The 17,538-nt window shown below is 41.7% G+C and carries 18 protein-coding genes; 2 read left to right on the top strand and 16 right to left on the bottom strand.

Going from position 1 to position 17,538, the window contains the following annotated elements:
- Window positions 1-10: 10 nt before the first annotated feature.
- From ybgC to J5X96_RS03890, 4 genes are all read right to left on the bottom strand, one after another.
- On the bottom strand, window positions 11-421 hold the full coding sequence (ybgC, locus tag J5X96_RS03905) for a tol-pal system-associated acyl-CoA thioesterase (protein ID WP_209364449.1): 411 nt from the start codon (window positions 419-421) through the stop codon (window positions 11-13).
- 106 nt (window positions 422-527) lie between these two features.
- The gene (gene ybgE / locus J5X96_RS03900) at window positions 528-815 is read right to left on the bottom strand and encodes a cyd operon protein YbgE (protein WP_021615167.1); all 288 of its coding nucleotides are present in this window, start codon (window positions 813-815) and stop codon (window positions 528-530) included.
- 112 nt (window positions 816-927) lie between these two features.
- Complete coding sequence (gene cydB / locus J5X96_RS03895) at window positions 928-2,067, bottom strand: cytochrome d ubiquinol oxidase subunit II (RefSeq protein ID WP_209364448.1); 1,140 nt, start codon at window positions 2,065-2,067, stop codon at window positions 928-930.
- A 14-nt stretch (window positions 2,068-2,081) separates the two neighbouring features.
- Complete coding sequence (locus tag J5X96_RS03890; RefSeq protein WP_021615169.1) at window positions 2,082-3,647, bottom strand: cytochrome ubiquinol oxidase subunit I; 1,566 nt, start codon at window positions 3,645-3,647, stop codon at window positions 2,082-2,084.
- A 445-nt stretch (window positions 3,648-4,092) separates the two neighbouring features.
- Between J5X96_RS03890 and J5X96_RS03885 the strand changes: the two genes are divergently transcribed.
- Window positions 4,093-4,434: a DUF5339 domain-containing protein gene (locus J5X96_RS03885; RefSeq protein ID WP_021615170.1), complete on the top strand. Its 342-nt coding sequence runs from the start codon at window positions 4,093-4,095 to the stop codon at window positions 4,432-4,434.
- A 48-nt stretch (window positions 4,435-4,482) separates the two neighbouring features.
- Here J5X96_RS03885 and ruvB read toward each other — a convergent pair whose 3' ends face one another.
- From ruvB to aspS, 9 genes are all read right to left on the bottom strand, one after another.
- The gene (gene ruvB, locus J5X96_RS03880; RefSeq protein WP_209364447.1) at window positions 4,483-5,496 is read right to left on the bottom strand and encodes a Holliday junction branch migration DNA helicase RuvB; all 1,014 of its coding nucleotides are present in this window, start codon (window positions 5,494-5,496) and stop codon (window positions 4,483-4,485) included.
- A gap of 15 nt (window positions 5,497-5,511) precedes the next feature.
- Window positions 5,512-6,126, bottom strand: coding sequence for a Holliday junction branch migration protein RuvA (gene ruvA / locus J5X96_RS03875; protein ID WP_209364446.1), 615 nt, complete (start codon window positions 6,124-6,126; stop codon window positions 5,512-5,514).
- 64 nt (window positions 6,127-6,190) lie between these two features.
- Entirely contained in the window at window positions 6,191-6,763 is a 573-nt protein-coding gene (gene ruvC / locus J5X96_RS03870) for a crossover junction endodeoxyribonuclease RuvC (protein ID WP_209364445.1), read from the bottom strand.
- A 57-nt stretch (window positions 6,764-6,820) separates the two neighbouring features.
- Window positions 6,821-7,252: a hypothetical protein gene (locus J5X96_RS03865; protein ID WP_209364444.1), complete on the bottom strand. Its 432-nt coding sequence runs from the start codon at window positions 7,250-7,252 to the stop codon at window positions 6,821-6,823.
- A 9-nt stretch (window positions 7,253-7,261) separates the two neighbouring features.
- Window positions 7,262-8,002: a YebC/PmpR family DNA-binding transcriptional regulator gene (locus J5X96_RS03860; protein WP_021615175.1), complete on the bottom strand. Its 741-nt coding sequence runs from the start codon at window positions 8,000-8,002 to the stop codon at window positions 7,262-7,264.
- A gap of 12 nt (window positions 8,003-8,014) precedes the next feature.
- Entirely contained in the window at window positions 8,015-8,461 is a 447-nt protein-coding gene (gene nudB / locus J5X96_RS03855; RefSeq protein ID WP_084422188.1) for a dihydroneopterin triphosphate diphosphatase, read from the bottom strand.
- A 111-nt stretch (window positions 8,462-8,572) separates the two neighbouring features.
- Window positions 8,573-9,841 carry an NRAMP family divalent metal transporter gene (locus J5X96_RS03850; RefSeq protein WP_209364443.1) on the bottom strand — a complete coding sequence of 423 codons (1,269 nt, stop codon included), beginning with the start codon at window positions 9,839-9,841 and terminating at the stop codon, window positions 8,573-8,575.
- Window positions 9,842-10,107: 266 nt separating this feature from the next.
- On the bottom strand, window positions 10,108-10,473 hold the full coding sequence (locus tag J5X96_RS09725; protein ID WP_245193478.1) for a hypothetical protein: 366 nt from the start codon (window positions 10,471-10,473) through the stop codon (window positions 10,108-10,110).
- 423 nt (window positions 10,474-10,896) lie between these two features.
- Entirely contained in the window at window positions 10,897-12,663 is a 1,767-nt protein-coding gene (gene aspS, locus J5X96_RS03840; protein WP_209364442.1) for an aspartate--tRNA ligase, read from the bottom strand.
- Window positions 12,664-12,828: 165 nt separating this feature from the next.
- Between aspS and cmoA the strand changes: the two genes are divergently transcribed.
- Window positions 12,829-13,551 carry a carboxy-S-adenosyl-L-methionine synthase CmoA gene (cmoA, locus tag J5X96_RS03835; protein WP_021615180.1) on the top strand — a complete coding sequence of 241 codons (723 nt, stop codon included), beginning with the start codon at window positions 12,829-12,831 and terminating at the stop codon, window positions 13,549-13,551.
- 94 nt (window positions 13,552-13,645) lie between these two features.
- Here the strand turns inward: cmoA and gdhA are convergent, their stop codons facing one another.
- The 3 genes from gdhA to nqrE all read right to left on the bottom strand — a co-directional run bounded on the left by gdhA (window position 13,646) and on the right by nqrE (window position 17,537).
- Complete coding sequence (gene gdhA / locus J5X96_RS03830; protein WP_209364441.1) at window positions 13,646-14,995, bottom strand: NADP-specific glutamate dehydrogenase; 1,350 nt, start codon at window positions 14,993-14,995, stop codon at window positions 13,646-13,648.
- A gap of 698 nt (window positions 14,996-15,693) precedes the next feature.
- Complete coding sequence (nqrF, locus tag J5X96_RS03825; protein WP_209364440.1) at window positions 15,694-16,929, bottom strand: NADH:ubiquinone reductase (Na(+)-transporting) subunit F; 1,236 nt, start codon at window positions 16,927-16,929, stop codon at window positions 15,694-15,696.
- Window positions 16,930-16,940: 11 nt separating this feature from the next.
- Window positions 16,941-17,537, bottom strand: coding sequence for an NADH:ubiquinone reductase (Na(+)-transporting) subunit E (gene nqrE, locus J5X96_RS03820; RefSeq protein WP_005633378.1), 597 nt, complete (start codon window positions 17,535-17,537; stop codon window positions 16,941-16,943).
- Between the last annotated feature and the right edge of the window lies 1 nt (window position 17,538).

Genomic DNA, 17,538 nt, shown 5'->3' with positions numbered 1-17,538 from the left:
AATAATTTATTTATATTTGATGAGTTAGCATTGTCTTGATTACCTGTGGGATCGCAACAGGTTTCATTTTTCCAAGATCAACATAGGCTACCTTTACAGTAGCCTGACACAACGTTAATTCATCTCGTTTAATTGCTTGAGAGAAAATGAGAGAAGCCCCTTTTATTTCCGTAATACTGGTTTCAATATGTAATAAATCATCCAATTTTGCCGGAATTCGGTAATCCACATTCATGGATTTAACGACAAAGGCACTTTTATTTTCCGCTAACAATGCTTGTTGAGAAAAATTAAATGTTCTTAAATATTCTGTTCTAGCACGCTCTAAAAAATGCAAATAACGAGCATGATAAACGACTCCACCTGCATCCGTATCTTCATAATAAACACGAGCAGAATAATGAAAAACACTTTGTTCCAATTTTTCTTATCCCTAACCAAACTTCAAAAGGCAAGAAGTTGGCTATTTTAAAATGCTACAAAATGATTAGCAAGTAGCACTCATAAAAATATGCGTTGGATTATCTCTAAGTGAGTAGATTGTTAAACAGTGCGATAATTGCTGCAACATAGCCGAACCATGGCATAAAAATTGCGCGCCAAAAAGCAGCTCGAATATCAAAACCAATACCATGAATCCATAAAATGACAACACCCCAAATCACTGCCAAAACATAATAAAATTCAACCGCTCTTAGCTGTGTTGAGAATTGATTGACATTTAAAAAGAAAAAAATCGTCAGTGCCAGTGCTAAAACAAATGAAAGGGTTCGTAACGAACCCTTATTTGCTAATTGATACAATGCGTTAATCATGCATTACTCGTCAAATTGACCTGAACGCTCTTTGTTCATTGTAATTTTTGCACTTACGCCTATCGCGAATAAAACACCGATGACCCAAATTGCATATAACATATTATTCTCCTTAGTATAAGGTGTTTTTATTGTCTTCAACAAAGCTTTCATCTAAACGACCAAACATTTTGTAGTATGACCAAATAGTGTAAAGCAATGAGATACTCACGAAGACTAATGCGAGATAGAACATTAACGTTAAGGTTAATTCACTTGATGTTGCATCCCACATTAATAAGCTTTGTGCCGGGTGAGTACTTGAAGGCATCACAAATGGGAACATGGATACTGCCGCCGTAATAATCACACCCGCCATGGTTAATACAGAGAAGAAGAACGCAAAACCACAACGATTTGCTTTAGAGGCAACCACATTTAATAAGGCACCAATAACAACCAATGCTGGGAAGATCCACAAAGCCGGAGTCTCGTTGAAGTTCTTGAACCATGCACCAACTTCAACCGCCACTTCTTTGCCGGAGGCTGGAGAAGATGGGGCAAAGTGATCCAATACGCTGGTTACAACATAACCTTCTTTAAAGGAAAGCCATACGCCCGCAAGAACAAAGGTAATTAATGTCACTAATGCGCCAATTTGGGTAATGGCTCTTGCACGATTGCGCAACTCTGCCGTTGTTTTCATTTGTAACCAGTTTGCGCCGTGTGTCACTAACATGGCAAGACTTAGCACGCCACAAAGTAGTGCAAATGGGTTTAATAATGCAAAGAACGAACCTGTATAGGTCACTTGTGAAAGCTCATTTAATTCAAATGGCACACCTTGCAATAAATTACCAAATGCCACACCGAAAACTAATGCTGGTACAAAACCGCCGGCAAACAAGCCCCAATCCCATACTGCACGCCATGTTGGGTTATCAATTTTCGCACGATATTCAAAGCCAATTGGACGGAAAAATAATGCCGCCAACACTAAGAATAAGGCAATATAGAAACCGGAGAAGGCTACGGAATACACAATCGGCCATGCCGCAAAGATTGCTCCACCGGCAGTTAATAACCATACTTGGTTACCATCCCAGTGAGGAGCAATGGAGTTGATCATAATACGCTTTTCAACTTCTTTTTTACCGGCAACCGGTAAAAGTGCGGTCACGCCCATATCAAAACCATCGGTAACGGAAAAACCGATGAGTAATACAATGACTAGCACCCACCAAATAATACGTAGAAATTCATAATCAATCATAATTCGTCTCCTGCTTATTTAGATGATTGCTCAAAGTAGTATTTACCGGTTTTTAATGCGCTCGGACCTAAACGGGCGTATTTAAACATTAAGTACATTTCAACAATAATAAAGAAGAAATAAAGCACACAAATTAACCCGATAGAGAACCAGAGATCACTCACACTTAAATTGGATGCCGACACACCAACAGGCAATACTTCATAAATCGCCCAAGGTTGACGACCGTACTCAGCAAGGAACCAACCAAATTCAATAGCTAAGAATGGCAATGGTAATCCCCATAACAATGCTTTAAGGAGTAAGGGTGATGCAGTGACTCGACTACGTAAATTTTGCACAAATGCACCAAACGTTAATAAGATAATTAAACCACCAGCGGCTAACATTCCACGGAACGCCCAGAAGTTCGGACCGACATTAGGAATAGTATCACGTGCTGCTTGTTTAATTTGATCTTCCGTTGCATCCACAACTTTATCGGTATAACGTTTTAACAACAATCCAAAACCAAGATCGCCTTTCACTTCATTAAATTGCGCTTTAGTTTCTGGGTTAACCTGACCTGTTGCTTTTTTCTGTGCTTTTAACTGAGTAAACAAATCATAGGCCATAATACCATTGCGAACGCGCGTTTCATTTTTTGCTTGAAGCTCTTTTAAACCGGTAATTTCTTTATCTAAAGAACGTGTAGCAATTAAACCACCAAGGTATGGAATTTCAATCGCAAAATCATTACGCATTTCTGCGGTATTCGGAAGAGCAACAGGATGGAATGGCGCTGGCGCAGCATGCGTTTCAAATTCAGCTTCCATCGCCGCTAATTTCACAGGTTGCGCTTTACCAATATCGTAACCGGATTCATCGCCCATCACTAACACGGCAATTGAGGCAATAAATCCCCAGGTTGCAGCAATAGAGAAAGAACGCTTAGCAAAGCCAAGATCACGACCTTTCAACAAATAGTAAGAACTGATTGCCAACACAAAGAACGCACCGGCAACATAACCGCCAGATAAGGTATGCAAGAATTTACTTTGCGCAACCGGATTCAACCATAAATCTAAGAAGCTGGTCATTTCCATACGAACGGTTTCAAAATTAAATTCTGAACCTGTCGGTGATTGCATCCAACCGTTTGCCACCAAAATCCACATCGCAGAAAGGTTTGAACCGAAAGCGACACAATAAGTTGCCAATAGGTGTTTCCCTTTTGTTAGGCGATCCCAACCAAAGAAAAATAAACCCACAAATGTTGATTCTAAGAAGAATGCAAGCAATGCTTCGATCGCCAACGGCGCACCAAAAATATCACCTACATAGTGAGAATAGTAAGACCAGTTCGTACCAAATTGGAATTCCATAATGATACCGGTCGTTACCCCTAGGGCAAAGTTAATCCCAAATAACTTACCCCAAAATTTTGTCATATCTTTATACACTTCTTTACCTGTTACGACATAGGTCGTTTCCATGATGACAAGCACGAAAGACAATCCTAGTGTCAGCGGTACAAAAATGAAGTGATACAGCGCCGTTAAAGCAAACTGTAATCTTGAGAGTTCAACAACGTCTAACATCTCGACTCCTTGTAAAAGCTACAAGTCCTTAAATTCATGATTACTAAGTAATCACCCCATCAACATCAAAAATGTTTTGAATTTGCATAAGAAAATTATCTTTATAATGACTGCGGCTTAATTTGGATAAACATCAGTGATTACATAGACAACCCAAATGATTGGCACATTCTACTACTAAATATAGGGATAAAGAATAGAGAAATATGTCGCAAAGATCACATTTTTGAAATTAAATCAAAAACAACTCAAAATAAGTAATTTAGGCTAAATTGATCAGGATCAAATTATATATTCTATTAACATAATTTCAACATCTATTCACTTTAACTGCATAAAAATGAGGGTGATTCGAAAAAAGAGACTAGACATCATAAGGGGATTCTGATAACTTCATGCAAGATTTACACTTTGAAGATAACTTGAACAACAAAAAGGCTTCAATATGACACAAAAAATAACGCACATTTTTACCGCACTTTTCACGACAATGATGGTTGCAAGTGTTTCAAATGTAGCCAATGCCGCAGATGTGGATAAAGACAAAAACGCAAAATCCATTGCTAACGTTCCACAACAGTGCAAGGATTTATTCAGTGAAACCGAAAATTTGATTGCAGAAGCGGAGAAACAACCGGGTACACACCCTCAAGTCAATAAAATCCGTAGTAAGCTCAATCAAAGTAAAAAACAAATTCTTGAAATGGAGTTAGCTACGCAAATTAAAAGTTGCGATGTTGCCATGGCGAAACTCAACAGCATGAAACAACAGCAACAAACACAGTAATTTCTCACGAAACAAAAGGCTTATTAGATTGAATAAGCCTTTTGTTTTTTAGTCTCCATATGATATTTTTTCAATGCCAAAATGACGATAAGTTGTTGAGGTCGCCATTCTTCCGCGCGGTGTTCGTTGTAAGAATCCCTGCTGAATTAAATAAGGCTCCAGCACATCTTCAATGGTATCCCGCTCTTCCCCAATCGCCGCAGCTAAATTGTCTAACCCCACAGGCCCACCATCAAAACGCTCTAAAACGGCTGTCAGTAACTTTCTGTCTAAATAATCAAACCCGGCATCGTCAATATCCAACATAGACAACGCCGCTTTCGCAATGACTTCGGTAATCACACCGTTATTACGCACATCGGCATAATCTCGCACTCGACGCAATAAGCGATTTGCGATCCGCGGTGTACCACGAGAACGGCGGGCAATTTCATAGGCGGCCGAATCATCAATTTTAAGCTGCAAACAGACCGCACTTCTTGACACAATGGACGTTAAATCCGGCACGGAATAAAATTCCAAGCGTTGCACAATCCCAAAACGATCGCGCAATGGCGAAGTTAAAGAACCGGCTCGAGTTGTAGCACCGATAAGCGTAAAAGGCGGTAAATCCAATTTAATGGAACGGGCAGCCGGGCCTTCACCAATCATGATGTCCAACTGATAATCTTCCATTGCCGGATACAATACTTCTTCAATGGCAGGGGAAAGGCGATGAATTTCATCAATAAACAACACATCATGAGGCTCAAGATTTGTCAGCATCGCCGCTAAATCACCCGCCTTTTCCAAAACCGGACCGGATGTGGTGCGAATATTCACGCCCATCTCGTTGGCGACAATATTAGCCAGCGTGGTTTTTCCCAATCCCGGTGGGCCAAAAATCAACAAATGATCCAAGGCATCCTGACGTAATTGTGCCGCTTTAATGAAAATTTCCATTTGTTCACAAACTTGTGGTTGTCCCACATAATCCGCCAACAATTTGGGACGAATGGCACGATCAATGACATCTTCGTCTAATTTTGCCGTAGCACTGATAATTCTGTCTGCTTCAATCATCTTGTCTATCTCAAATTACAAAGCGGCTTTTAAAGCTTCACGAATTAACTGTTCACTGGAAAGTTCCGGTTTAGAGACTTTTTTCACCATTTTCTCCGCATCAACCGGCTTATAACCCAAGGCGATCAATGCTGCTACAGCCTCATTAGAAGGTTCAGTGGTTGCAACGGCTTCCATGTTAAAGCTTGGCAAATGATCCGCTTGCATAAAGAAATCGTTATTTTTCACGCCGTTAAACTTGCCTTTGAGTTCAACCAAAAGTCTTTCTGCGGTTTTCTTGCCGACACCGGGAATCTTCACTAATTTTGACAATTCTTCGCGTTCAATGGCATACGCAAACTCATCTACCGACATGGCAGATAAAATTGCCAACGCCAATTTAGGGCCTACACCATTGGTTTTAATCAATTCACGAAATAAAGTGCGGTCGGTTTTTTGGGCAAATCCAAAGAGCAAATGAGCATCTTCACGCACGACCAAATGGGTAAATAAGCGGGTTTGTTTACCTATATCCGGAAGATGATAAAAACTTGTCATCGGCAACAACAGTTCATAGCCGACACCTTGCACATCCAACAAAATTTCCGGCGGTTGTTTCTCCATTAAAATACCAGTGAGATGACCAATCATAGCAATCCTAATTATCAGTAAAAAAATCGCAGGTAGGATAAAATAAAACTGGATAAATATCCAGTTAAATTTTTAAACGGAAACGGCCTCGACTATATCGAGTCCGCAAAAGTGCGGTCATTTTTTCTTGTGTTTTATGCTGATCTGCCGCATTAGCAACGTGGAAAGAATGCTGTATAGAATGCGCATGCGTAATGGCAATGGCTAGTGCGTCTGCGGCGTCCGCTTGTGGTTTATCAGAAAGTTTAAGAATACGAGTCACCATATCCTGCACTTGAATTTTATCTGCCGAGCCAATCCCCACCACCGTTTGTTTGATTAAACGCGCTGCATATTCAAACACAGGCAAATCATGATTCACTGCCGCCACAATCGCCGTGCCACGCGCCTGCCCGAGTTTTAGGGCGGAATCCGCATTTTTTGCCATAAAGACTTGCTCAATCGCAAACATATCCGGTTGAAATTGCGTGATGATTTCCGTCACGCCGGCATAAATACGTTTTAAACGGGTCGGTAAATCCTCGACTTGAGTACGAATCGCCCCACTGCCAAGGTATTCCAACTGTCGCCCGGTTTGTCGAATAACGCCATAACCGGTCACGCGCGAACCGGGGTCAATGCCTAAAATAATTGCCATAATCGGGTATAAAATAAACGGCTAGAAGACCTAGCCGTTTTTATTTGACGTGAAAGTTTATTGATTTGCTTTTGCGGTCGCTTTCGCGTTCACATCACAGTTTTTCACAATGATTTTGTCGGCTTTTTTACCTTTTTGTAAAAGATTTACCGGCACCACAGAATCAAATTTATCCAAGGTTAAACCGCTGTCCACATTCCACACATAGTTGCCGGAAGTAAATGCAGTAAAATCCTTTTGAGATGCATCGCGAGCAAAATCTTTTGCAATCACTTTATTGCCTACCATTACCATTGCCCCTGTCGGTTCTTGACCTTCGAATTGATACACGGCAGTCACGGTTTTCTTGTTGCAAGAATACACGACAGTTTTATCCGTAATCGTTGGCATAGCGCCGGCAGCTTTGGATTCAACATTGGCTGTTGCATTAGAACACGCCGCCAAAATGGCAACTGTAGCCATTGCAGAGAATACTTTAACAAATTTCATAAATGCTCCTTATAGCATTGCAGCGACTTCATCGCTAATTTCACCGTTGTGATAAACGTTTTGTACGTCATCACAGTCTTCCAACATATCAATTAAACGCAATAGTTTCGGTGCAGTTTCTGCATCCAAATCCACTGTCGTTGATGGAATCATTGTCACTTCCGCTTCTTGCACTTTAAAGCCTGCTGCTTCAATGCCATCGCGTACGGAACCTAATTCTTCCCACGCGGTATAAATTTCAAAAGAGCCGTCATCTTGCGGTTGAACATCATCGGCACCGGCCTCAATCGCCGCTTCCATTAATGCATCTTCATCCGCTTGATTAACAATAATCAAGCCCTTTTTACTAAATAAATAACCCACGGAACCTTCTGTACCTAAGTTACCGCCACATTTGGTAAAACTTGGGCGAACTTGGGAAATGGTGCGGTTAGCATTATCGCTCAAACATTCCACCATGACAGCCGTGCCACCCGGACCGTAACCTTCATAGATTTTGGTTTCCATATTGGTGTCATCGCCACCACCAACACCACGCTCAATAGCACGATTAATGGTATCACGGGTCATGTTGTTGCTGAGTGCTTTATCCACTGCCGCACGTAAACGTGGGTTCGATCCCACATCGCCGCCACCGATTTTTGCAGCGGTTACCAATTCACGAATTAATTTAGTAAAGATTTTGCCACGTTGCGCATCTTGTGCCGCTTTACGGTGTTTAATATTTGCCCACTTACTATGGCCTGCCATGTTGTTTTCCTTCTATTTTGTCAAATCAAATAAATATTTTCTTATCGCTTCTGCATTATTAGGCGATTTCGTCATCTGCACCGCCTGTGCTGGCGAAACCCATTGAAAAGCGAGATGTTCGGTTAATTCAGGGGTAAATTCCTGATCCACTGCCAACAAAAACCAGTGCTCTCGGCAGTGGGTAACATTCGGTGCGTATTTATAGCGGAAATGCGGAAAAATTTCAAACGTTACGCTTTCATGACAATCCCAAAGTGCGGTGCTTTTTGACGGCGTTTTTAACCGCACTTCTTCCCAAACTTCACGCACTGCCGCGTCATACGGCATTTCATGTTCTTCCAAAGAACCGGTGACCGATTGCCAAAAAGCCGGATCATCTCGACGCTGTAGCATAAGCACTCTGCCACTCTCTTTGGCATAAATGACAACAAGGACAGATTGGTTGTTTTTGTATTTCAATTGGATATCCGCACAAAGAAAAAGTTCGCTATGTATTTTCACGCAAAACAACGTAAAAAAGAACCGCACTTTAAAGAAGTCCTTAAAGTGCGGTCGTTTTTAAAAAAATTTTTAGCCTAACCAGCCGGCTTGCTGTGCAATAAAGAGTGCAGCAAACGCAGTTAAGTAGAATAAGCCGATGAAGGACAACCACAATAATCCACCTTTCACGCTGTGTTTCGCTTTCATGGTTAAGGATAAGTTCAACCATGCAAACACCGGCGCAGAAACAAAGGATGCGATCATTGCGAATTTCAACATCGGACCAACGGCGTTATTAAAATAGAAAATAATGGCTAAACCGGAGGCCGCGGCAAGCACCATGGCAATGTTTAAGGTTTTTACGGTGCTTTCGTGTTTACCAAGTAATAAACGCAAGGATTCAACGTTAGTACGAGAATAGCCGTCGATAACGGTGATGGTTGTGCCGAACATACACATGAAGGCAATCACTGCGATCAATAAGCGCGCCCATTCACCAATGGTGCTGGCATACATATTAATTAATTGCGCGATATATTTACCGCCCACCATTTCTACGGTTTCAGGCGAACCGAATTGTACTAATGCGCCAAGGGCTAAGAACACAACGGCTAAAATCGCTGTGCCGATGTAACCCACGTTAAAGTCAAACAAACCGTCTTGATAAGACACTTTGGTCAAGCGACGTTTTGCCACCACCCACATGGAGTTAATCGCAGAAATTTCAATCGGCGCCGGCATCCAGCCCATTAATGCCACCAAAAATGCCAATTTGCTTAATTCCCACGGGGAAGGCGCAACGAAATCTGCCGGTGCGACACCTTGCATACCGTTACGCATGAATGCAATCACCACGGCACTGACTGTTGTCACAGTTAAGGCGATCATGATGATTTTGGATAAGCTGTCTAATAAGCGATATTTCCCTAACAGTAAAATGCCGGTTGTCACACCGATCACCAATAAACTGAGGACCGGCATTGGCAATGGAATAGGGATCACAAAAGTTAAAATGGCTGCGGTTAGCAAACCTACCGCGGCTGTGTTAATCACGGTGGCAAAAATATTTAATGCAAGGAATAGCCACAAATAAAATTTACCTTTTTGGCGGTAACCTTCCAACAAGGTATTGCCGGTATCTAAGGTATATTGCACGCCGAAACGGAAGAAAGGATATTTGAATAAATTCGCAAGAATTACGATGCTCACTAATTCCCAACCATAAATCGCTCCGGCTTGGGTGGAGGCGATAATGTGCGAACCGCCAACGGCAGCAGATGCCATGACGATTCCGGGACCTAAGGCAGAGAATTTACTCGCCCATGTAGATTTTTCAACTTGATTGATTGGTTCACTCATAAAATGTCTCTTTAAATGATAGAAAGGTGCGTATTTATAATAGAATTTTCATCTAGAGTAAAGTGAACCCAGCAATAAGAAAAAACAAAGCAAAAGATAAAAAACTATGTTTTTCTAAAAATCAGCATTTTATTTCAAAAAATGAGAGATTAAAAACGGATAAATCTTGCTAACTTGGCGAATGACAGTGAATAAAATTTTTAACCGAATCGTATGAAATTTATATTCACGCTACGCCTGATTGAGAGATTCAAGAGACGATGGTGCTATTCAGTATTTTTTTCGTGAAAAAATACATTTGCAGAAGGGTGAAATAGACAAATAAGATTAACAATTAACAACAAGACATGACACATTGTGATAGGAACATTCTCAAACAACACATAAACCAGCACATCAACGGCAAGCAGCCACGCAATAAAAATATCTCTCGCCCAATGTCGGCCGCGTAAGATGTTTTTATTGAGGAAGAAAATGACGACAAAATTTAAATAAGGCATAAAAAGCAGAGCGCTGGACTGAATAAAGGAATCACCAATGGCAAGCACAATTAAGGTGAGTCCTAACACAATAAGATAATTAATAATGATATTAGTCCAACAAATAATCGGGATAGAACGCGGCTTTTTCATATTTTTTAATCTTATTCTAGTTATTTTGGCTTTTGTATTGAAACGATTTTGCAAATCGATTGTAGCAAGAAACCTAAAGCAAGTCATTTACTTAACATTTTTATTACATAAATTTTACATTGCGTAACATATCTTACATGAAAGTGTGACTTAATTCGCACAATTTTAACGAGAAATTTATTATTCCACAACCATTTTAGGCTTATTATCCGTATTATTTATTATAATTCTTATTCGTAGTAGTAGTAGTAGTAGTAGTAGTAGTAGTAGTAGTATCTATGCTATTGAAAAATAACGATATTTCAAGTGATAAAAAAGCTATATTTCAGTCATGAATAACATCACTAAAATATAGCTCATTGGTCTTCTTTGTTTCATAATTCAATCAAAAAAGACACCGCACTTTTTATTCAAAATTAGCCGTTAAGCATTTTTAACCACTTGAATACTCAACTCACCCAACGCTTGCGGATTCGCAAAACTTGGCGCTTCGGTCATTAAGCACGCCGCTGCCGTGGTTTTCGGGAACGCAATCACATCACGGATATTTTCAGTGCCGGTTAAAAGCATGGTTAAACGGTCTAAACCGAACGCCAAACCTGCGTGTGGCGGTGTGCCGAATTTCAATGCATCCAATAAGAAACCAAATTTCTCGCGTTGTTCTTGTTCATTGATGCCAAGAATGCGGAATACAGTTTGTTGCATTTTCGGATCGAAAATACGTACGGAACCGCCCCCCACTTCGTAGCCGTTGATGACCATATCGTAAGCATTCGCCACCGCAGTTGTTGGATCCGCTTCCAATTGTTCCGGTGTGAAATCACGTGGCGATGTGAATGGGTGGTGCATTGCCGCCAAATTGCCTTCATCATCACGTTCAAACATTGGGAAATCAATGACCCAAAGCGGTTGCCATTCGTCTAAACGGGTTAAGCCGAGATCGCGACCCAGTTTCAAACGCAATGCGCCCATGGCATCGGTGGTGGTTTGCCATTTGTCTGCGCCGAAGAACAAGATATCTCCGTTTTGTACTTTTACACGTTCTACTAACGCTTTCCATACGTCTTCATTTAAGAATTTAGCAATCGGGCTTTGAACGCCTTCAAGGCCGGCATTGATATCATTCACTTTCGCCCAAGCCAAACCTTTCGCACCGTATATCCCAACAAATTGGGTGTATTCATCAATTTGTTTACGTGTAATTTCGCTGCCATTTGGTACGCGAATGACCGCCACACGACCATTTGGATCATTGGCAGGGCCTTGGAACACTTTGAAATCTACCTCTTTAACGAGGTCTGCAACATCCACTAGCTCCAGTGGGTTACGCAAATCCGGTTTGTCGGAACCAAAACGATTCATCGCTTCGTGCCAAGTCATCACTGGGAATTTGCCTAAATCCACACCAATGATATTTTGCCATAAACCATGCACCATACGTTCCATAATCTCACGCACTTCAGGCGCTGTCAGGAAAGAGGTTTCCACATCGATTTGGGTAAATTCCGGTTGACGATCCGCACGCAAATCTTCATCACGGAAACATTTCACGATTTGATAATAACGGTCAAAACCGGACATCATTAAAAGCTGTTTAAAAAGCTGTGGTGATTGTGGCAAGGCATAGAATTTGCCTTTATGTACACGGCTCGGCACTAAATAATCGCGCGCGCCTTCCGGTGTGGCTTTGGTTAGCATTGGGGTTTCAATATCAAGGAAACCATTGTCATCCATAAAACGACGCACAAAACTGGTGATTTTCGCACGGGTTTTCAAACGTTGTGCCATTTCCGGACGGCGTAAATCCAAATAACGGTATTTTAAGCGTTGTTCTTCCGTATTGTTTTGGTTGAAGTCTAACGGCAACACATCGGAAGCGTTGTAAATTTTCAAGGCTTTTGCCAATACTTCCACTTCACCGGTCGCCATGTTTTTATTGATTTGGTTGTCCGGGCGAGCAATCACTTCACCTTTGATTTGAATACAAAATTCGTTACGCAAACCGGCAGCCGCGGTCAAGGCGTCTTGGTATTTGGGGTCGAAACACACTTGCACGATGCCATCACGATCGCGCATATCAATAAAGATCAACCCACCTAAATCGCGGCGGCGATGAACCCAACCGCTTAATGTCACTTCCTGACCGATATTTGCGCGGTTTAACGCACCGCAATAATGTGAACGCATCATTTTTTATTCCTTATTATATTCTGAATCATTAAAGAGAAATTAACCGTGCGATTATACGGAAATTGCCTGGGCTTTTGAATTGGAAAGCGAAATTTATTTGCGCCATTAAAAACTTTCTCTAAAATAACCGCACTTTTTATTTCAAATTATTGCATCGCAAAAAACATGAAAGATACCCTATTCTCCGCACCCATTGAAAAATTGGGCGATTTTACGTTTGACGAAAGCGTCGCGGAAGTGTTTCCCGACATGATCCAACGCTCTGTGCCGGGTTATTCAAATATCATTACTGCCATTGGTATGCTTGCCGAACGTTTTGTGACGGCAAACAGCCATGTCTATGATTTAGGCTGTTCTCGTGGCGCGGCAACCCTTTCCGCTCGTCGTCATATCAACCAACCCAATGTAAAAATTATCGGGGTGGACAATTCCCAACCGATGGTAGAACGTTGTCGTCAACACATCGCTGCCTACCATAGTGACATTCCGGTCGAGATTCTCTGTGACGATATTCGCCACATTGAGATCAAAAATGCATCCATGGTGATTTTGAATTTCACCCTGCAATTTCTACCGCCACAAGATCGCGTGGCGTTGTTAGAAAAAATTCATCAAGGATTAAATCCAAACGGCGTATTGGTGCTGTCAGAAAAATTTCGCTTTGAAGATGAGCAAACCAACGACTTACTGATTGATCTCCACCATCAATTTAAACGCGCCAACGGTTACAGCGAATTAGAAGTGAGCCAAAAACGTACCGCACTTGAAAATGTGATGCGCACAGACAGCATTGAAACCCACAAAGCGCGATTAAAAAATGTCGGCTTTTCTCATGTGGAGCTTTGGTTCCAATGCTTTAACTTCGGTTCCATGATTGCGATGAAATAAGCGCAAGCTCAAAATAAAGAAGTGCGGTGGATTTTTAAAGCGTTTTGAAATCCACCGCACTTTTCTTTATCCTCGCAAGCGAAATATCGAAAAATTAATACACGCCTTGTGCCAACATGGCATCAGCCACTTTAACGAAACCGGCGACGTTCGCACCCACCACATAGTTGATGTTACCTTGCGCATCACTGCCGTATTTTTTACAGTTCGCATGAATGTCTAACATAATGCGGTGCAATTTGGCATCGACTTCTTCTCTTGTCCAACTTAAGCGTTGTGCGTTTTGCGACATTTCTAAACCGGAAGTGGCGACGCCGCCTGCATTTGCTGCTTTGCCTGGTCCGAAGAGTACGCCGGCGTCAATAAAGGCATTGGTGGCGTCAATGGTCGTTGGCATATTGGCACCTTCCGCCACCACTTGCACGCCATTGGCAATCAAGGCTTGTGCGTCGCTTAATGCCAATTCGTTTTGGGTGGCACATGGGAGTGCAATATCCACTTTTAAATGCCATGGGCGCGCGCCGGCAACATATTTCAAACCAAAGAGAGCGGCATAATCTTTTACACGACCCCGTTTGACGTTTTTGATGTCCATTAACGCGGCTAATTTTTCTTGAGTGAAACCTTCTTCATCCACAACGGTGCCGGATGAGTCGGAACAGCTAATGACTTTTGCGCCTAGTTGCAGGGCTTTTTCAATCACATATTGTGCCACGTTGCCGGAGCCGGAAACCGCAACGGTTTTGCCTTTCAGATCTTGCCCTTTTTCTGCCAACATCGCTTGGACGAAATAGACCAAACCATAACCGGTGGCTTCCGGACGAATTAAACTACCGCCGAAACTCAAGCCTTTGCCGGTAAAAACACAGCCGGTTTGATTGGAGAGTTTTTTCATCATGCCGGTTAAATAACCTACTTCACGGGCGCCGACACCAATATCCCCAGCAGGCACATCGGTATCCGGGCCGATGTGGCGATAAAGTTCAGTCATTAAGGCTTGGCAGAAGCGCATGACTTCCGCATCACTTTTGCCTTTTGGATCAAAGTCGGAACCGCCTTTGGCGCCACCCATTGGCAATGTGGTTAAAGCATTTTTGAAAATTTGCTCAAAGCCTAAGAATTTTAAAATGGATTGGTTGACGGACGGGTGAAAACGCATGCCACCTTTGAAAGGGCCGATAGCGCTGTTGAATTGAATGCGGAAAGCGCGGTTGACTTGTACTTGGCCTTTGTCATCTGTCCATGCGACCCGAAATTGGATGGCTCGTTCAGGCTCAACTAAACGTTCCAACAACGCTTCAGCACGGTATTTTGGGTTTTTCTCAAGGAATGGCCAAATAGACGTAAAGACTTCACGTACCGCTTGTAAAAATTCCGGTTGGTTTCCGTCACGTTGTTCGACTTTGGCTAAAAATGCTTCTAAAGAAGCGACTGCGTTAGACATGGGAAAATCTCCTGTTGATGATGTTTGCATATATTGTTTTTATTAATCGGAATCACTATGCAACAACTCTTCTTATTTTTCCAAAACAACCATTAAAAATAGGAAAAATTTAGAATAAAAGATAGAATAATATAGATAATATCTAATTATTTAATAATTTTGTTAATTTTTATCTAAATAAAGCATTCATTTAGACAAAAAATAAGCCCTGCAAAATACAGGGCTTATTGTGTTTAAACTGATCATAGAAAGCATGATGCTCAAGTGCGGTCAGTTTTGAGATAGTTTTCTCTCTATTATAGATTAACCACCGAAGAATTGTAGCGTGCAACTTGTTGCACGAAATCGTGAATGCCCGAAAGCGTTAAATAACGTTCCCTGTGTAATTTGGTCGTGCATCAAGATGCACGCTACGAGGAGTAAATAATCAGCCTATATGCTGAATTTTGATTGTCATCCTTGTTCATTATATAGCGAAGATTTTTTTCTATTCATCGCTTAAGCTATTTAGCTCCACACGCATAGCGTATGGTTTTTATAGCCAGACTTTGGCTAGCTATAATAAAAATTAAATAAAGCATTCGTTTAGACAAAAAATAAGCCCTGTAAAATACAGGGCTTATTGTGTTTAAACTGATCATGGAAAGCATGATGCTCAAGTGCGGTCAGTTTTGAGATAGTTTTCTCTCTATTATAGATTAACCACCGAAGTCATCTAATAAGATGTTTTCATCTTCAACACCGAGGTCTTTCAACATTTTGATTACCGCTGCATTCATCACCGGAGGTCCGCACATGTAGTATTCACAATCTTCAGGTGCTTCATGATTTTTCAAATAGTTTTCATAAAGCACATTGTGAATAAAGCCGGTGTAGCCCGTCCAGTTATCTTCCGGTAACGGATCTGATAATGCTACGTGCCATGTAAAGTTCGGGTTTTCTGCTTGAAGCTGATCAAAATCTTCTACATAGAACATTTCACGTTTAGAACGCGCACCATACCAGAAAGACATTTTACGTTTAGAGTGCAAACGTTTTAATTGGTCAAAGATATGGGAACGCATTGGCGCCATACCTGCACCACCACCAATAAAGACCATTTCGTTGTCGGTTTCTTTCGCGAAGAATTCACCAAACGGACCGGAAATCGTCACTTTATCACCTGGTTTTAATGACCAAATGTAAGAAGACATTTGTCCCGGAGGCGCATCCGGTTGACGTGGCGGAGGCGTCGCAATACGCACATTCAGCATAATAATGCCTTTTTCTTCCGGATAAGATGCCATGGAGTAAGCACGGATAATATGCTCATCGACTTTGGACACATAACGCCACAGGTCATATTTATCCCAGTCCTCATGGTATTCTTTCGGAATATCGAAATCTTTATAGTAAACCGTATGTGGATCGGCTTCGATTTGGATATAACCACCGGCACGGAATGGTACTTCTTCACCCTCAGGAATCGCTAATTTCAGCTCTTTGATAAAGGTGGCTTTGTTATCATTAGAAATAACGGTACATTCCCATTTTTTCACACCAAAGATTTCTTCCGGCAATTCAATGTCCATATTGCCTTTCACGTTCACTTGGCAAGAAAGACGATAGCCTTCTTTCGCTTCACGTTTGGTGATGTGAGATAACTCTGTCGGTAAAATTTCACCGCCACCGCTTTTCACTTTTACCACACATTGACCACAGGAACCGCCACCGCCACAAGCTGATGACACAAAGATCCCTTTGCTGGCAAGCGCACCAAGCAATTTGCCACCGGCCGGTAACGTAATGGCTTTATTGGGATCATTATTAATTTGAATGGTAATGTCGCCGGAATCGACCAATTTAGATTTGGCAAATAGAATAATGGCGACAAGCACTAAAACGATAGCGGTAAAGGCTGCAACACCGAGTACAAGAATTGTTGTTTCGCTCATTTACGCCCTCCTTATAACTGAATACCGGAAAATGACATAAAACCAAGCGCCATTAAGCCCGCTGAGATAAAGGTAATCCCTAAACCTTTCAAACCGGCCGGCACATCCGCATATTTCATTTTCTCAGTTAAACCGGCTAACGCAACGATTGCCAACATCCACCCCAAGCCTGCACCAATACCGTACACAGCAGATTCTGCGAAGGTATATTCACGTTGAATCGCAAAGGATACGCCACCGAAGATCGCACAGTTTACAGCAATAAGCGGAAGGAAAATCCCCAATGCGTTATAAAGTGCCGGGAAGAATTTATCGAGCGTCATTTCAAGAATTTGAACGATACCCGCGATAATCCCGATAAACGTAATAAAGCTTAAGAAGGATAAATCTACGCCTTCAACTAAAGCACCATCTTTTAGCACGTGTTCAAACACAAATTGGTTCGCCGGTACAGAAATGCCAAGCACAACTGTTACTGCAACCCCTAAGCCGAATGCCGTTGACACTTTTTTCGATACGGCAAGGAAAGTACACATTCCTAAGAAGAAAGAAAGCGCCATATTTTCAATGAAGATCGCCTTCACAAATAGGCTAATATAATGTTCCATT

It is taken from the genome of Aggregatibacter sp. 2125159857 (genome assembly GCF_017798005.1).
In the GTDB taxonomy this organism is placed as follows: Bacteria; Pseudomonadota; Gammaproteobacteria; order Enterobacterales; family Pasteurellaceae; genus Aggregatibacter.
The sequence above is the reverse complement of the archived record's forward strand: the minus strand, read 5'-3'. Positions and strand labels throughout refer to the sequence as shown.

Coding starts and splice junctions, on each gene's coding strand:
- ybgE (WP_021615167.1), bottom strand. CDS start 815: ATGATTAACGCATTGTATCAATTAGCAAATAAGGGTTCGTTACGAACC.
- cydB (WP_209364448.1), bottom strand. CDS start 2,067: ATGATTGATTATGAATTTCTACGTATTATTTGGTGGGTGCTAGTCATT.
- J5X96_RS03890 (WP_021615169.1), bottom strand. CDS start 3,647: ATGTTAGACGTTGTTGAACTCTCAAGATTACAGTTTGCTTTAACGGCG.
- J5X96_RS03885 (WP_021615170.1), top strand. CDS start 4,093: ATGACACAAAAAATAACGCACATTTTTACCGCACTTTTCACGACAATG.
- ruvB (WP_209364447.1), bottom strand. CDS start 5,496: ATGATTGAAGCAGACAGAATTATCAGTGCTACGGCAAAATTAGACGAA.
- ruvA (WP_209364446.1), bottom strand. CDS start 6,126: ATGATTGGTCATCTCACTGGTATTTTAATGGAGAAACAACCGCCGGAA.
- ruvC (WP_209364445.1), bottom strand. CDS start 6,763: ATGGCAATTATTTTAGGCATTGACCCCGGTTCGCGCGTGACCGGTTAT.
- J5X96_RS03865 (WP_209364444.1), bottom strand. CDS start 7,252: ATGAAATTTGTTAAAGTATTCTCTGCAATGGCTACAGTTGCCATTTTG.
- J5X96_RS03860 (WP_021615175.1), bottom strand. CDS start 8,002: ATGGCAGGCCATAGTAAGTGGGCAAATATTAAACACCGTAAAGCGGCA.
- J5X96_RS03850 (WP_209364443.1), bottom strand. CDS start 9,841: ATGAGTGAACCAATCAATCAAGTTGAAAAATCTACATGGGCGAGTAAA.
- J5X96_RS09725 (WP_245193478.1), bottom strand. CDS start 10,473: ATGAAAAAGCCGCGTTCTATCCCGATTATTTGTTGGACTAATATCATT.
- aspS (WP_209364442.1), bottom strand. CDS start 12,663: ATGATGCGTTCACATTATTGCGGTGCGTTAAACCGCGCAAATATCGGT.
- cmoA (WP_021615180.1), top strand. CDS start 12,829: ATGAAAGATACCCTATTCTCCGCACCCATTGAAAAATTGGGCGATTTT.
- gdhA (WP_209364441.1), bottom strand. CDS start 14,995: ATGTCTAACGCAGTCGCTTCTTTAGAAGCATTTTTAGCCAAAGTCGAA.
- nqrF (WP_209364440.1), bottom strand. CDS start 16,929: ATGAGCGAAACAACAATTCTTGTACTCGGTGTTGCAGCCTTTACCGCT.
- nqrE (WP_005633378.1), bottom strand. CDS start 17,537: ATGGAACATTATATTAGCCTATTTGTGAAGGCGATCTTCATTGAAAAT.